The sequence below is a fragment of the Flavobacterium inviolabile genome, assembly GCF_013389455.1.
GTDB lineage: Bacteria > Bacteroidota > Bacteroidia > Flavobacteriales > Flavobacteriaceae > Flavobacterium > Flavobacterium inviolabile.
Genome location: NZ_CP058278.1, coordinates 564273 through 581139 on the forward strand (window position 1 = coordinate 564273; position 16867 = coordinate 581139).

General features: G+C 38.9%; 10 protein-coding genes and 1 tRNA gene. 7 read left to right on the forward strand and 4 right to left on the reverse strand.

All coding sequences use genetic code 11. From position 1 onward, the window contains the following. Positions 1–51 precede the first annotated feature (51 nt). Positions 52–3165, forward strand: a complete 3114-nt coding sequence (locus HW120_RS02525; protein ID WP_177730481.1) for an Eco57I restriction-modification methylase domain-containing protein — start codon at positions 52–54, stop codon at positions 3163–3165. After that, complete coding sequence (locus HW120_RS02530; RefSeq protein ID WP_177730482.1) at positions 3162–3866, forward strand: hypothetical protein; 705 nt, start codon at positions 3162–3164, stop codon at positions 3864–3866. The genes HW120_RS02525 and HW120_RS02530 overlap by 4 nt, the downstream gene beginning before the upstream one ends. Positions 3867–3921: 55 nt before the next feature. Here the strand turns inward: HW120_RS02530 and HW120_RS02535 are convergent, their stop codons facing one another. The 3 genes from HW120_RS02535 to mce form a co-directional block, all read right to left on the reverse strand. Then, positions 3922–4890, reverse strand: coding sequence for a DPP IV N-terminal domain-containing protein (locus tag HW120_RS02535; RefSeq protein WP_177730484.1), 969 nt, complete (start codon positions 4888–4890; stop codon positions 3922–3924). A 578-nt stretch (positions 4891–5468) separates the two neighbouring features. Next, a tRNA-Ile gene (locus tag HW120_RS02540) sits at positions 5469–5542 on the reverse strand. A 46-nt stretch (positions 5543–5588) separates the two neighbouring features. Further along, complete coding sequence (gene mce, locus HW120_RS02545; protein WP_177730486.1) at positions 5589–5993, reverse strand: methylmalonyl-CoA epimerase; 405 nt, start codon at positions 5991–5993, stop codon at positions 5589–5591. A 127-nt stretch (positions 5994–6120) separates the two neighbouring features. Here mce and rbfA point away from each other — a divergent pair, with 127 nt between their 5' ends. The 3 genes from rbfA to HW120_RS02560 all read left to right on the forward strand — a co-directional run bounded on the left by rbfA (position 6121) and on the right by HW120_RS02560 (position 9302). Further along, entirely contained in the window at positions 6121–6513 is a 393-nt protein-coding gene (rbfA, locus tag HW120_RS02550) for a 30S ribosome-binding factor RbfA (protein ID WP_177730489.1), read from the forward strand. Further along, complete coding sequence (locus tag HW120_RS02555) at positions 6514–7713, forward strand: ABC transporter permease (RefSeq protein WP_177730491.1); 1200 nt, start codon at positions 6514–6516, stop codon at positions 7711–7713. A gap of 161 nt (positions 7714–7874) precedes the next feature. After that, on the forward strand, positions 7875–9302 hold the full coding sequence (locus HW120_RS02560; protein ID WP_177730493.1) for an MATE family efflux transporter: 1428 nt from the start codon (positions 7875–7877) through the stop codon (positions 9300–9302). A gap of 33 nt (positions 9303–9335) precedes the next feature. Here the strand turns inward: HW120_RS02560 and dusB are convergent, their stop codons facing one another. Then, positions 9336–10328, reverse strand: coding sequence for a tRNA dihydrouridine synthase DusB (gene dusB, locus HW120_RS02565; protein ID WP_177730495.1), 993 nt, complete (start codon positions 10326–10328; stop codon positions 9336–9338). A gap of 458 nt (positions 10329–10786) precedes the next feature. Between dusB and lepA the strand changes: the two genes are divergently transcribed. Both lepA and HW120_RS02575 read left to right on the forward strand, forming a co-directional pair. Then, complete coding sequence (lepA, locus tag HW120_RS02570; protein ID WP_177730497.1) at positions 10787–12583, forward strand: translation elongation factor 4; 1797 nt, start codon at positions 10787–10789, stop codon at positions 12581–12583. A gap of 223 nt (positions 12584–12806) precedes the next feature. Further along, a complete protein-coding gene (locus HW120_RS02575) occupies positions 12807–16859 on the forward strand; it encodes a T9SS type B sorting domain-containing protein (protein ID WP_177730500.1) in 4053 nt (1350 codons plus the stop codon). The last annotated feature ends 8 nt before the right edge of the window (positions 16860–16867 follow it).

The following is a 16867-nucleotide window of genomic DNA, read 5'->3' on the forward strand; positions in this document are numbered from 1 at the left end:
ACCTAAGAGGAAAAGTTCCTTAAAAAGGAATAAATTTGTGAAAATTTTTTTTTGAAAAATAGTCAATTACATATTTTTTTATCTCAACTCAAATTAGAAGAGAAAGTTGTCTTTAGAGATAAGGATAAAAACACCTATGCGGTTGATTTTCATAAAGATATAAAACAAAGAATTGAATCTATTCTGCCTGATGCTGTTTATATTTTTAATTCTCAGCCTCTTATTTTATTTTTTGACCTTACTATTCAGAGTAGTCGGAACATTAATACATTATATAAAAAAGTTTGGTCTTTTGATAACACTTCAATTATTTTTCTTATAAAAGATACAGGTATTGAAGTGTTCAATGCTTTAAACTATATTAAAGAAGAAAATACTCTTGAACCAATCAATTTATCAGACAAAAAAATAAAAGAACTGTTTAATATTTGGGAATTAGAGAGTGGTAATACTTGGAAGTGGTTTCAAAAAGAATACATCGAAAAACAAAAAGGGAAAACACATCGAAAAAGAGTAAACGAGCGTCTTTTCAGCAATATAAAAGAGGTTAGAAATTATTTAACCAATAATGAAAATTTAAATGATAATGAATCTAACTCATTAATTTTAAGAATAATTTTTATTCGTTATCTGATTGACAGAAAGATTAAAATAGATGACACACTAATACCAGGGGATGTTGAAAATTTGAATGACAGACGTAAAAGTTTTATTCAACTTATCAGAGAGCCCCAAAAACTAAATGAACTTTTCACGAAACTAAATAATCGCTTTAATGGTGTTTTGTTTAAAGAAAATGATTTTGTATTAACACAAAGTCAATCGGATTATTTAGCGGGGGTTTTTGCAGGAGAGTTAGACGGAGATAATTCTTTATTTAAGGATTTTTTCTTTGAAATCTTTGACTTCTCTATAATTCCTGTAGAGGTAATTTCAGGCATATATGAATCTTTGATAGATGACGAAAAAAGAAAATTAGACTCGGCAGTATATACTCCTTCTTTTTTAGTTGATTATATTTTAAAAGATACTGTTGATGAATATCTGAAAAATAATAGTCCAGAAGAATGTACCGTTTTTGAAGTAGCTGTGGGGTCAGGGATATTTCTCGTTCAATCTCTTCGAAGAATGATTGAGAAAGAAATTGATTTAAACGGAAATAAAGATAAAATACTTTTTAGTGAGAAAATTAAAAGTTTTGCAGAAAAGAATCTTTATGGAATTGACATTAATCCACAAGCATTAAAAGTTACCTGTTTCTCTATTTATATTGCTTTATTAGACTATTTGGAACCAGCAGACATTAATATATACCAATTTCCGAAGCTCATAGATAACAATCTTTTTGAATCTAACTTCTTTGGGAAATTAAATGATAAAAATGAGTTACAACCTGCTGATTTTGAAGAAATAATAAAGAAGATAAAACCAAAATTTGTCTTAGGGAATCCCCCATGGAAAAGCAAAAAAGATGACCTAATTCACACCAAATGGATAAAAGGCAACAATAAAACTGTAGGGTATTTTGAAATTGCTCAATCTTTTTTGTTGAGAGTTAAGGATTTTATGTCTGATGAATCAAAAAGTGCTTTGATTTTAACAAGCACAATGTTTTATAATGTTTCTTTACCAACACGAAAATTTAAAAAAGAGGTATTACATACGTATTGCATTGATAAGTTTTTTGACTTATCTGCTGTTAAACAGTCTCTTTTTGAAACACAAGAAAGTCCTACATCCATTATCTTTTTTAGATTATCAAAAGAGAATGAACACTTAACTAATATTGTAAAACATCACAGTTTGAAAGTCAATTCTTTTTTGAAAAACTTCAAAATGTTGGTTATTGAAAAGTTTGACCAAAAAGAGATTTCTCAGAAATATTTTATTGACAATCAATGGATGTTTAAAGTTGCTTTGTATGGCAATACTTTAGACTATCATTTTCTTAACAGAATTTCTCAACAAGGAAAAGCACTTGAGAAGCTAATTAATAATACGACATTGTTTGGAGGTGCTGGTATAAAATCTAATTATGGAAATGATTATGCAGAAGAATTAATAGGATTACCATTAGTAGAAAACAATGATATTAATTGTTTTTTCACTCCTATAAGCAATAATAATAGAGTTTTATTGCCTGAAGATGTTTGGTATGAGAGTGGAAGAAACAGACAATTGTTTTTAAATAAAAAGATTCTTATTAAAGAACAGGCTAAAAATTGGTCTCAATTGGTTATCTCTTATTGCGATAATAGAGCTGTATATAAAAATGGGGTTAATGGAATATCCTCTAATAATGAAGAATTATTAAAGCAGATATTCTCATACTTAATTTCAGACATATATACATATTACATTTTTTCTATATCAAGTGGGTGGGGTGTAGCTACGAGACCTCAAACAAGGTGGAAAGAAGAATACCTCGCTTTTCCAATAATAGAAATTGATTTAGAAGTTAGTAACCAATTAATCAATTTAGTAAATGAATTATTAAACCCGTTAAAGGAATTTTATAAGAACTCTTTTAAAGAAGATAAATCAGAATTCGAATTAACGTCTCCTAATCAAAAAGATAGCACCCCTTCTATAAACCAAGATGTTTTAAGTAAAATTAATGATATAATCTATAATATATATAGTATAAAAGATTACGAAAAAGATTTAATAGATTATGTTTTAAATGTTTCAAGATATCAATTTAAAGAGAGTGAACAAAATAGATACACTAAAGCTATTGATAAAGATTTAGATTTCCTCAAAAAATACGCAGATGTTTACTTAACCGAGTTTTCTGATATTTATTCAGATGAATTTATACAGGTCGAGGTTTACCCTTTGAAACACTTTATTGCAATGAATTTTGTAATGAAGGACGAAAAGCCTAATGAGGCCATAATTTATTCAAAAAATAAAGATATAGAAAGCGTTTTAAAAACGTTGGCGAATACATTAAGTGTTTCTGAAATAGTAAGCACTCACGATACGGATAAGAACTTATTTATTCAAAAGGACATAAAAGGTTTTGAAAAGGATTCCTTTTATATAATTAAGCCAAATGAATATAAATGCTGGCATCGTGCAATGGCTTGGTATGATGTGGCAGAATTCAAAGAAGCTATTCAAAAAGCAGAGATAAATGACTTAAATGGAATTGCTGAATGAGTTTGGATGCTTCAAATTATATAAAAAACAGACAAAAATTATCTTTATCACGAAAGCGAATTAAAGAAGTTTTGGTATGTGTAATCAACAGCTATGAAAAAATAATTTCTGACGGAGTTGTGTTTGATTATTCTAAACGAGGGAAAATAAAACAAGAAGACTTTTTAAGAAATCGCTTGGTAGATGATTATTTAGAGTCTGAACTTAGGTCTTTGGAGTTGGGAACAGAGAGATTCACTATAAACAAAGAGACTTCTGAAGAATACAGTAGTTTAATTGATAATGTTTTACATAACGACCCCATTGACATACATATAGTAGATAAAGCTCAACAAGAATCTTGGGGTAAAGATACTAAACCATATTTTGCAATTGAATGTAAAAGAATCGTGTCATCTGTATCGGACTATGTCAAAGACACAAAAAAGTTTGCAGAACGGGATTATACGAAATTAAGACTTCCTTTTGAGGGGCAGTTAGGATTTGTAGAAAATTCTTCTTTAAATCATATATCAATTTCAGAAAAAATCAACGAAAATCTTTCATCAAATACGGAAATAGTAACAATTAAGCAGTTAGAACCATATAAATTAAAAGACAGTTTTGATGCTTCTTACTTATCTGGTCATAAGAAGAAAAACAATGCAGACTTTACTGTTCTTCATCTATTTTTTAACTATTCTGAAATAGTAATAAATTAAAAAAATCCTCATTTTTAGAGGATTTTAGTTAAGACAATCAAAATAAGAATTTCCCTTACTTCCAAACAGGATTTTGTTCTCCGTTTCCAATAAAATTATGGTTTACTCTTGTTAAATTTGAACCATCTGTATTCATTGTATAAATTCCACTACCACCATCGTTATCTTTATCTGTTATAAAGATAATTTTAGAACCATTAGCATTCCACGAGGCATCTCCTGTATAAACCCCGTTACTATCTGTGAAGTTTGTTAGTTGAATTTCATTTGTTCCATCCACATTCATTACAAAAATATGGGAATTATCTCCGATTTGAGTTTCAAATAATATTTTTGTTCCGTCAGGTGAGAATTTCGGGTTTTGCTCTCCCTCCCCAACGGTACTATGATTTACTCTTACTACATTTGAACCGTCAGAGTTCATTACATAGATACCACTACCTCCGTCATTGTCTTTGTTGGTTTGGAATATTATTTTAGAACCGTCAGAATTCCAAGAAGCATCGCCTGTATAAACTCCGTCAGTATTAGTAAAATTGGTTAATTGAATTTCATTACTTCCGTCTGTGTTCATTACAAAAATATGGGAATCATTTCCGATTTGTGTTTCAAAAAGGATTTTATTGCCATTTGGAGAATATTTTGGATTTTGCTCTCCCTCTCCGATAAATGTGTGATTTATTCTTGTAATGTTCGAACCATTTGAATTCATAATGTAGATGCCACTACCTCCGTCATTGTCTTTACCTGTTATAAAAACAACTTTAGAGCCATCAGGACTCCAAGAGGCATCTCCTGTATAAATTCCGTTGCTATTTGTAAAGTTGGTTAATTGAATTCCGTTACTTCCGTCAGTATTCATTACAAACAGATGATAATCATTACTGTTTCCAATGGATACCTCAAAGAGGATTTTCCTGTTCTGACCAACAGGGTCGATAGGTGTAGAGTTTGAATCATCACTACTACAACTTGTGAATAATGTTAAGGATAATAGAAAAGTTCCAAAAAGATTTTTTTTCATTTATATTAAAAGAATTATTAAAAAAAACACTCTATATCACGTTCATATAAAACCTCCTTAAAATGCTAAAAACCTCTTGCTTAAATTCTGACCTTGTGCATAGTTTAGAGAACGTTTTTTTTGATTTCTGATATTCATCTATAGTTTTTGGCACAAAATAAAGTGGGATTCTAAAATCTTTTACAATTTCTTCTTCAAATGTAGATTGTATATTTTTAATTTTTTCACAACTGATTCTAATGGCAAATCAGATAAATAAAGCGAAATACGACTATCTCTACTCATAAAAGTTTTATTAAAGGGACTACATTATATATTGAATTAGAAATATGCAGTTGATGAATTCGGAAATATTTTTAAGCTCTTTAGACAAAGTAGAACAATGAAAAAAAACAGTAAATGTAGTTTACTGAAACAACAATCACGTCTTCACTTCAAAAAGTGTTTTCTGTAAAAACCGATTCCAATCTATCCCAATACAGGCAAGGCTTTCGGAGAAAGTTTGAGCATATGTTCGAGCTCTAACAAAAAACCCTCAAAAATCTATTTGATTTTCAAGGGCTTACGTCTTAAATATGTGGTCCCACCTGGGCTCGAACCAGGGACCACCTGATTATGAGTCAGGTGCTCTAACCAACTGAGCTATAGGACCGGTTTTGAGGTTGCAATATTACTATTATTTTTTATTTAGTGCAAGCTTAATTCGAAATTTCTTGACATAATTCTACCAAAACCCCGTTCGTTCCCTTAGGATGAAGAAACGCTACCAATTTATTATCGGCCCCTTTTTTAGGGATCTCGTTTAGCACCGTAAAACCTTCTGCTTTTAACCGCGCAATTTCCGATACGATATCTTCCACATCAAAAGCAATATGGTGAATGCCTTCCCCTTTTTTCTCAATAAATTTCGCAATAGGGCTATCCGGATTGGTCGCTTCCAGCAATTCAATTTTATTGGGCCCGTTCATAAAGAAAGCGGTTTTTACACCTTCACTGGCTACTTCTTCCTGTTTGTAAGCCGGAGCTCCAAACAGCTTTTCAAAAACAAGATTGGACACTTCCAAGTCTTTTACGGCTATACCGATATGTTCAATTTTTCTCATCTGAATATTTCAAAAATTTCTTTAAATCCCGCCGGAGATTCTGCTTTTATTCTTAAAACAAAGATAAAAAACTTTATCCGGCTGCAACTTTAAAAATTTACTACTCAAAAAATCGTATTTTTGCAGCATGGAAACAAATAGACAAAAAAAGATAGGAACCGTTTTGCAAAAAGATCTTGTAGATATTTTGCAGGGCGAAGTGCGTAAAAACGGAATTAGCAATCTAATTATTTCTGTATCAAAAGTGAGCGTTACGACGGATTTATCCATCGCAAAAGTATATTTAAGCATCTTCCCGCCCGAAAAAGGACCGGAACTTTTAAATGCGATCCGCACCAATACCCCTTTAATCAAACACGACTTATCACAACGTGTAAAATTACAATTGCGTAAAGTGCCGAACCTTTCTTTTTATATCGACGACAGCCTTGACTATATCGAAAAGATAGACAAAGCCCTTACTGGAGAAGAAAACCCGATTGAAAACCCGGAACTTTTAATCAAAAGAAAGAAATCATAATTGAATTTCCCGTTTTACATAGCAAAACGTTATACGGTTAGTTTCAGTAAGAGTACTGCCATTAACATTATTACCGGGATTGCGTCGCTGGGCATTATTGTCAGCGCCATGTCCCTGTTTGTTGTGCTATCCGTATTTAGCGGTTTGCGGGAATTCAGCCTTTCCTTTGCGAATGATACCGATCCCGATCTGAAGATATCGGGCACCACCGGAAAATCATTTGAAATCAGTCCGGAACAGGACACACAGCTTAAAAACTCCAAAACCATTGCCTTATACAGTAAAGTTGTGGAAGAACGGGTTCTTTTCTATTTTAACGGAAAAGAACAGGTGGCTTACCTGAAAGGTGTGGACAGTATTTTTAAAAGCATCAATCCTTTTGACAAGAAATTCTACGGCGGACAATGGCTCAATCCAAATACCAGCCAGGTAGTGGTAGGACTTGGGATCACCAACAAGCTTTCAATGGGACTATTCGATTACAACAATCCTTTCGAGGTTTTTGTCCCGAAACCCGGAAAAGGCACTATCGAAAGTCCGAACGACGCTTTCAACAAAGCGGTTCTGGTACCCATCGGGATTTATGCCATTAACGAAGATCTGGACAACAAATATGTTTTTGCCGACCTTGGCCTGGCACAGGAATTACTGCAATACAAACCCAACCAGGTTTCTGCAATGGAAGTAAAACTGAAACCGAATACTACGGATGATGCGGCTATAGCCGAATTAAAAACCATCTTTAAAAACAAGGTCACCGTAAAAACACGTGCGCAGCTAAACGACAGTTTATACAAAATGCTGAACACCGAAAACATTGCCGTTTACCTCATCTTTACACTGGTAATTGTTGTAGCCTTATTCAATCTGGTCGGCGCCTTAATCATGATGATCCTCGATAAAAAAGGCAACCTGAAAACCCTTTTTAATCTGGGTGCCGAAATCCGGCATCTGAGAGGCATTTTCCTGTTACAGGGCAGCCTGCTCACCTTTACAGGAGGCGTTATCGGACTTCTTTTAGGAATTATAATTGTCATTCTCCAAAAGCAGTTCTCGCTGATCATGGTTACACCAAGCATGGCTTATCCGGTTGTTTTCAGCTTTACCAACATCCTTATTGTTTTACTGACCATTATGGTTTTAGGCTTCCTGGCATCATTAATCGCTTCGAGCCGTGTCAGTAAAAAATTACTGCAATAATTATTGCCGTACAAAATAAATCGTACATTTGTCACTCTCAAAATTGAAAGCCGATGATTGTTTCTGTACAGTCCTAAAGGTATCCATTGCTGATTAGGACATTCCGATTTGTTTTTTCCGCCCTATTCTCAGGGCTCATTAATCATTAATCCTAATTTGTTATGACAGAAACCCCTATATCACAAGGTTTATTCTCTAAAATTTTCAGTACTATAAAACAAGCCGTTAAAGGCGACGAAACTTTCGATTTTACATCCGGAAGCATTAAAAAAGCAGTCATCCTGTTAGCCATTCCAATGGTTTTGGAAATGCTGATGGAATCCGTTTTTGCGTTAGTCGATTTGTATTTTGTTGGCCACCTGGAGCACAGCAGCTATGCTATACAAACGGTTGGTCTTACCGAATCGGTAATTACGATTATTTACTCGTTAGCCATCGGAATCAGTATGGCAGCCACAGCCGTGGTAGCACGCCGTATTGGTGAAAAAGATCCCGTTGCCGCAGCCAAAGCCGGTATGCAGGCGATTGTTATTGCCGTAACGATCAATACCGTTATCAGTATTTTAGGCTTTATTTTTGCCAAAGAGATCCTGCTGCTGATGGGCTCATCGGAAGAAGCGGCTGCCTATGGCGTGAATTTCACCCGTATCATGATGGGCGGAAGCTTATGCATCATGCTGCTTTTCCTGATCAACGGTATTTTCAGAGGAGCCGGAAATGCAGCGATTGCAATGAAAAGTCTATGGATTGCCAATATTTGCAACATCATTTTATGCCCGATATTAATTAACGGATTCGGCCCCATTCCGGCATTCGGATTAACCGGCGCGGCTATTGCCACCACTACCGGAAGAAGCCTTGGTGTTGTATACCAGCTGTATCATTTATTCCGCGGAAAAGGTATTTTAAAAATCATCCCGTCTTATTTTATTCCGGATGTTGAGCAGATTAAAGCTTTAGTTAAAATCGCCGCTCCGGGCGTTTTACAATTTGTAATTGCATCCTGCAGCTGGATCTTTTTAGCACAGCTGGTTGCAACCACCGGAGGCGATCACGGCTCTGCCGGTTACCAGACCGCTTTGCGGATCATGATGTTCTTTATCCTTCCGGCCTGGGGACTAAGTAATGCCGCCGCTACCCTGGTAGGGCAGAATTTGGGCGCCAAGCAAGTGGAACGTGCTGAAAAATCGGTTTTAACAACCGCAAAATATAATGTCATATTTATGGTAACGATTACCGTAGTTACGTTTTTATTTGCCAACTATATCATTGGTTTTTTCACAAACGATATTCAGGTAAAAGACATCGCCGTTGAAGCTCTGCACATCATCTGCCTGGGCTATGTATTTTACGGAATCGGGATGGTATTGATCAACACCTTTAATGGTGCCGGCGATACCCTGACACCAACGTGGGTAAACTTTTTCGGATTCTGGCTGTTCCAGATCCCACTGGCCTATTTGCTAGCCAAATACTACCAGATGGGTCCTACCGGTGTTTTTATCGCCATTCCGGTATCGGAAACCGCGATCACGATTGCCAGTATTATTTTGTATAAAAAAGGGCGCTGGAAACGCATTGAAGTATAACAAACAAAAAGGAGCAACTGTGTTGCTCCTTTTTTATAACATCTGATAATCCGAATAGGCTTCCTGGATTTCATCCAGTATCCGGAATAAGGTTTCCCCGTCATCGGTAGTTACCAGTTTCTGACGGTATTCTTTAAATCCGTGGATTCCTTTAAAATAATTGGTATAATGACGGCGCATTTCTACAATACCAACACGTTCCCCTTTCCAGTCCATTGACCAGGTAAGGTGGTTTCTTGCTGCTTCCACTCTGTCCTGTATGGTTGGCGTTGGCAGTAATTCCCCGGTATTAAAATAATGTTTGATCTCGTTAAATATCCATGGATATCCAATTGCAGCACGCCCGATCATAATACCGTCCAATCCGTAGCGGTTTTTATATTCCAGTGCTTTTTGCGGACTGTCGATATCGCCGTTACCAAAAATAGGCATCGTAATTCTCGGGTTGTTTTTCACGCGTTCAATATGGCTCCAGTCGGAATGCCCTTTATACATCTGGGCACGGGTTCTGGCATGAATCGTCAGCGCCTGTACGCCTACATCCTGTAGTCTTTCGGCCACTTCATCAATATTGATCGAATCTTCATCCCAGCCCAGTCTTGTTTTTACCGTTACCGGAAGATGGGTACTTTTAATAACCGCTTTCGTCAGGCGCACCATCAGGTCGACATCTTTCAACACTCCGGCTCCGGCTCCTTTGCATACCACTTTCTTTACCGGACATCCAAAATTGATATCCACCAAATCCGGCTCGACCGTTTCCACGATCTTTGCCGAAAGTGCCATGGCTTCTTCATCACCACCGAAAATCTGAATCCCAACCGGTCTTTCATAATCGAAAATATCCAGTTTTTTACGGCTTTTCATTGCATCGCGTATGAGTCCTTCCGAAGAGATAAACTCCGAATACATCAAATCTGCGCCATGAAGTTTGCACAGCCTGCGGAAAGGCGGATCGCTCACATCTTCCATAGGTGCCAGCAATAACGGATAATCGGGTAATTCTATGTTGCCAATCTTGACCATCTTCTACATTTTGGCGCAAAATTACGAATTTTTCAGCGATTCTTTTTCTTAAGAAATGTTTAAAGCTTTTTTAAGCTGCTTTACAGGAAAGCATTAACGCTTTCCGAAGGCATAAAAAACAGCCTTAATACTCCGTTGAGCCGGGCAGTTTTCCTGCAAATCCGGGCGAAACAGTGTTATGCTGCCGTTATTTTTACGGTTAGCGGCAAAAAAGGTGCCGATTTAAAAATTAATCGTTTGTAACTGTTTAACTTTAAATTATATTTGCCGATTATTTCACTACCTTTATATGTTGGACCATGGTGAATGATGACTAATCGGAGCGTATAAGCTGCTGATTGGATGCGTAAAGGATTGCAGCGGCATCCTTTTGTCTCACGAAGTGAGCAAAAGATACAGCGGAAAGCCTGGCCTGCTTCCGGCAGGATACGCCCAAATAAACTTGATACTAAACGAAGATGAAGCATATTAGAAATTTTTGCATTATTGCACACATCGATCACGGAAAAAGTACGTTAGCCGATCGATTGCTTGATGCCACCCAAACCGTAACGGCCCGTGAGCAACAGGCGCAGTTACTGGACAACATGGACCTGGAGCGTGAGCGTGGAATCACGATTAAAAGCCACGCCATCCAGATGGAATATACCTATAAAGGGGAACAATATATCCTGAACCTGATTGATACTCCGGGACACGTGGATTTCTCCTATGAGGTTTCCCGCTCCATTGCTGCCTGCGAAGGTGCTTTATTAATTGTAGATGCTGCACAGAGTATACAGGCGCAAACGATCTCCAACTTATACCTTGCTTTGGAAAATGACCTGGAAATTATCCCGGTCCTGAACAAAGTGGATTTACCAAGTGCAAATCCAGAAGAAGTGAGCGATGACATCGTAGATTTATTAGGCTGCAAACACGACGAGATCATTCCGGCTTCCGGAAAAACAGGTCTTGGCGTAGACAAAATATTAGAAGCTATTATTGAGCGTATCCCTGCTCCGAAAGGCGATAAAGAAGAACCGCTTCAGGCTTTGATTTTCGACTCGGTTTACAATCCGTTCCGCGGTATTGAAGTTATTTTCCGTGTTATTAACGGTGAAATCAAAAAAGGACAGAAAATCAAGTTCATGGCTACCGGCAATGAATATTATGCTGACGAGATTGGTACTTTAAAATTAAATCAGGTTCCCAAACAGGTTGTTTCTACAGGCGATGTTGGGTATTTGATCTCCGGAATTAAAGAAGCCCGTGAAGTAAAAGTGGGTGATACTATTACCGATGCCAAAACGCCGACGCAAAACATGATTAAAGGTTTTGAGGATGTGAAACCAATGGTATTTGCCGGTATTTATCCTGTTGATACGGAAGATTATGAAGAATTGCGTAACTCTATGGAGAAACTGCAACTAAACGATGCTTCTCTGGTGTTCACACCGGAAAGTTCGGCGGCTTTAGGGTTTGGTTTCCGTTGTGGATTCTTAGGAATGTTACACATGGAAATTATCCAGGAGCGTTTAGAGCGTGAATTCAACATGACGGTTATTACAACGGTTCCGAACGTTTCGTACCTGGCTTACACCAAAAAAGATCCGGAAACGGCGCTGATTGTAAACAACCCTTCGGATTTACCGGAGCCTTCAAAATTAGACCGTGTAGAGGAGCCGTATATCAAGGCGACAATCATTACCAAATCGGACTTTGTGGGTAACGTAATGTCTTTGTGTATTGAAAAACGTGGTTTGATTACCAACCAGACATATTTAACGACCGAGCGTGTGGAATTGAATTTCGACATGCCGCTGGCCGAAATTGTATTTGATTTTTACGACCGTTTAAAAACGGTATCCAAAGGATATGCTTCTTTTGACTACTCTCCGATTGGAATGCGTACGTCAAAATTAGTAAAACTGGATGTCCTGCTGAATGCGAATTCTGTGGATGCCCTTTCTGCGCTGATTCACGAAGACAATGCATATAACATTGGTAAAAAAATGTGTGAAAAGCTGAAAGAATTAATCCCGCGCCAGCAATTTGATATTCCGATTCAGGCTGCTATCGGCGCCAAAATTATCGCCCGTGAAACCATTAAAGCGTTGCGTAAAGACGTAACCGCAAAATGTTATGGTGGTGATATTTCCCGTAAGCGTAAGCTACTTGAAAAACAGAAAAAAGGTAAAAAACGTATGCGTCAGGTGGGTAACGTAGAAATCCCGCAGGAAGCATTTATGGCTGTATTAAAGCTGAATGATTAACATAGAAGACCTGATATAATCAGGTCTTTTTTTTATGCTGCTGTAACCCTCCTCCAAATCAATTATACTGAAAGTTTAAAGTAAATTTAATTTTAAAACAATATTTACAATATTTTAACTTTAAACAGCTTTTTAATTAATCATAACTACAATTTAATTGCATTTTCACAATATCGAAAAGCGTTTTTTCGTTAACTTTACATGGCTAAAAATCATTTTAGTTATGAGAAAATTTATCCCCATTTTAATATTTCTCTTTAATCTCTCTTTATATGCACAAGGGATCACTATTGACACGACTTCACAGAGCGTTCCGCAGCTGATCAGCAACTCCCTTTTACAGAATTCCTGTTTTAACGAAACCAACTTTCAATATTCTTCCCATCGCGGTATCGGGCAGTTTACGAGCACCAATCCGAATTTCCCGATTCAAAGCGGTATCATTATTCGTAACGGTATCGCGAAATATACGGAAGGGCAATATACCGGATTAAACGAAAGCAGTGTGCTCACCGCAGCCGGTGATCCGGATTTACAAAACATCAGCAATGCCAGCGGACAGCCGTCATCTATAAACGATGTGGCGTATATACAATTTGATTTCACGCCCTTATCCAGCAGTTTTAGTTTTGATTTTCTTTTTGCATCCAACGAATACGGTCAGTACCAATGCGGGTTTAGTGATATTTTCGCGTTTTTGCTTACCGATCTGACCACCGGTGTGACCACTAACCTGGCGGTCGTACCGAATACAACCATTCCGATTTCGGTAAAAACCATACGCGACAATCTCTACAATTCCGGCTGTACGTCATCGAATCCGAATCTATTCGGCCGTTATAATGTTACCGATGTTGCCAATTCTGCCATTAACATGCGCGGAGAAACCGTCCTGCTGACCGCTGCTTCTGCCGTAACGCCCAACAGGGCCTACCGTATTAAACTTGCCATAGGCGATTATAACGATGCTAATTTTGATTCGGCTGTATTTATCGCCGGGAAAAGTTTTGTAACCAATACCGATTTAGGACCGGACACCACGATCTGCCAGGGAGAAACCATACTGTTGCAATCGGGATTAGGACCGCAGTTCAATCATGTCTGGACTTTTAACGGCTCGATAATTCCCGGAGCAACCGCAGCCACATTAACCGTTACCCAGGCCGGAACCTATGGCGTGATTGCCACAACCGGCAATGGCAGCTGCCAGATAACCGACGACATTGTGATTACCGATCTGGCTATCACGATGCCAAATGACCTGAGAGTCTGCAACAACGGACAGAGTACTTTTGTATTTAACCTGACACAAAACAATGCGGCTGCTTTAGGCCTGAATAACGCCAGCTTTGAATTGCTGTATTATGCTTCTTTAGCCGATGCCAATGCGAACAATCCCATTCCGCAATCGGATCTGGCAGCTTATTCCAGTGCCGGCAACCAAACCATATACATTAAAGTGAGAAGACTGAGCAACAATACAATTTGCAACAATCTTATTTCCTTTAACCTGCTGGTCAATGCCATGATTACCGCTACACAACCACCCAATCTGTCCAGATGCAGCACCCGTTCCGGAAATTTAAGCATTAACTTAACGGTTCAGACTCCCATAATTTTAAACGGACAGAATGCCAACGCTTTCAGCATACAGTATTTCACTTCACAGAGCAATGCTCAAAACAATACTGCTGCGATAAGCAATCCGGGTGCTTTCACGATGACTGCCGGGCAATCGCCAATGACCATCTGGGTCAGAATGTCCGATAGTAACAATCCGGGATGTTATGCTCTGGTTAGCTTTGATGTGGTTATCGAACCGCTTCCTCCGGTAGATACCCATCCCAACGTAATTGAATGCAGCAGCTATACGCTGCCGCCTTTGGTAAACGGGCATTATTTTTCCGGTCCGAACGGCACGGGCGTTCCACTCAATCCGGGTGACGTGATTACACAACAGGGTACCTATTTTATTTTTAACGGCCCGATAGGCCCTTTAGGCTGTACGGATCAGAATTCTTTTATGGTAACGTTAATCGATCAGTTGAGTTTTCCGGATACCGGTTGCGGACAATATATCATCCGAAGTGCGCCGGCAGGGAATTTCTACACCGGACCGGCTGGAACCGGAACACTGCTACCACCGGGAACCGTATTGACAACCAATCAGACCATTTATTTTTATGCGCTTGTTAATGGTGTTCCCTGCCAGGAAAAAACCTACAACATTACCATTTTCCCGTTACCACCGGTAGATACTCCGGCCGATGTGGTAACCTGCAACTCCTATGTATTGCCGGCGCTCACGAATGGTAATTATTATACCGGAACCGGAGGAACCGGAACCCAGTTAAGCGCCGGAGCCACCATTACCGCCAGCCAGACGTTATATGTATATGCGTTTAACGGAACCTGTCCTAACCAGCATCCTTTTCGCATCAATATTATTGACACTGCTGTTTTCCAGCCAATAACCGCCTGCGGAGAGTTTATACTGCCGGCCATTCCGATTGGCAATTATTATACCCAGCCGGGAGGCAACGGTACCGTTATTCCGGCCGGAACAAGCATCACCACGTCACAGACGGTTTACTATTATGCCAATACCACCACCACACCCAATTGTACGGACAATCTGAACTACCAGCTAACGATACTGCAAAAACCGGTAGTGGACACTCCGGCTGACCGGTTGGAATGTGCCCAGTACCTGCTTCCGCCATTAAACAACGGCGCTTATTTTACCGGAACCGGAGGAACCGGAACACCATTAAATGCCGGTGCTGTTATTACAAGTACGCAGACCCTTTATATTTATGCGTCTTCCAGCAATGGCTGTACGAACGAGCATCCTTTTACTGTTACCATAAGACCCTTACCGCCAATAGATAGTTTTACAGACGTATATACCTGTACTTCTTTTACCCTGCCGCAGTTAACCAACGGTAATTATTATACCGGAACCGGAGGAACCGGAACCCAATTAAACGCCGGAACCGATATTACGACCACCCAGACCATTTATATCTTTAACAACTGGAGTGATTTCCCGCAATGTACTAACGAAACGATGTTTACCGTACATGCTCTGGGCATTGATGTCGGCACGTTTGACGATATCCGCGCCTGCGACAGTTACACCCTGCCCAATTTAACCATCGGAAATTATTATACACAGCCTAACGGACAGGGCAGCCTACTTCCTGCCGGAACAGTTTTAACCACTACCCAGACTATTTATGTGTATGCCGTTTCCGGAAACCGGTTTACCTGTACCGATGAAGATGATTTTCTGGTTACCGTTTCCGTAACTCCTGTTTTACCTATATTTAACGATGTAGAGCGCTGCGGAAGCTATACCCTGCCGGCGATACCGCTTGGAAATTATTTTAGTGCTTCCGGAGGAACGGGTACTGCTTACAATGCCGGTGACGTTATTTCCGGTTCGCAGACCATGTATGTTTATGCCGCCGCCGCGGATAACAGTAACTGTTTTGATGAAAAACCGTTTCAAATTACCATTCATCCTTTACTGGATTTAGCTCTTGCAGACGGCACCATCTGTGTCGATCCGGTAACACAGGCCGTCATCACGCCTTATACCATAAACACCGGATTAAGCCCTTCGCTGTTCACGGTGGAATGGTCCTTAAACAACCAGGTCGTGCATACCGGACCCGATTATACCGCCACACAAACCGGTACCTATACCGTCAGCACTATAAAACTAACCCCGGAATCGGGTAATGACTGCAATTACAGTCCGGAAACCGTTATTGTCGATCAATCCAGTGTTGCCATAGCCACGCTGTCCATCAGCGAGCCTTTTGCCGATTCCAGCACGATTACCGTAAACGTTACCGGAGGTTACGGGAATTACGTTTTTCAGCTTGACGACGGTGGCGAACAAACGTCGAATGTTTTCAACAATGTATCGGGAGGAGAACACTGGGTCAGCATTATTGATACCAAGACTAATTGCGGCCTTATCCGCTTAAAAACCTATATCCTGAAATATCCTAAATATTTCACTCCGAACGGTGACGGTTATAACGACACCTGGAACATCCCGGATTTGCGCAATCAGAAAGATGCCCGGATCTATATTTTTGACCGTTACGGAAAATTCTTAAAAGAAATCAGCCCTAACGGAAGCGGATGGAACGGAACTCTTAACGGTTATCCGCTACCTTCAACCGACTATTGGTTTAAGGTTCTTTTTAAAGATAACGGAGATCAAAAAGAATTCAAAGCCCACTTTTCACTGAAACGATAAGCGCCGTT

Excerpts from the sequence above, each read along its gene's own strand:
- lepA (WP_177730497.1), top strand. The coding sequence starts at position 10,787 with ATGAAGCATATTAGAAATTTTTGCATTATTGCACACATCGATCACGGA.
- mce (WP_177730486.1), bottom strand. The coding sequence starts at position 5,993 with ATGAGAAAAATTGAACATATCGGTATAGCCGTAAAAGACTTGGAAGTG.
- rbfA (WP_177730489.1), top strand. The coding sequence starts at position 6,121 with ATGGAAACAAATAGACAAAAAAAGATAGGAACCGTTTTGCAAAAAGAT.
- dusB (WP_177730495.1), bottom strand. The coding sequence starts at position 10,328 with ATGGTCAAGATTGGCAACATAGAATTACCCGATTATCCGTTATTGCTG.
- HW120_RS02535 (WP_177730484.1), bottom strand. The coding sequence starts at position 4,890 with ATGAAAAAAAATCTTTTTGGAACTTTTCTATTATCCTTAACATTATTC.
- HW120_RS02560 (WP_177730493.1), top strand. The coding sequence starts at position 7,875 with ATGACAGAAACCCCTATATCACAAGGTTTATTCTCTAAAATTTTCAGT.
- HW120_RS02575 (WP_177730500.1), top strand. The coding sequence starts at position 12,807 with ATGAGAAAATTTATCCCCATTTTAATATTTCTCTTTAATCTCTCTTTA.
- HW120_RS02530 (WP_177730482.1), top strand. The coding sequence starts at position 3,162 with ATGAGTTTGGATGCTTCAAATTATATAAAAAACAGACAAAAATTATCT.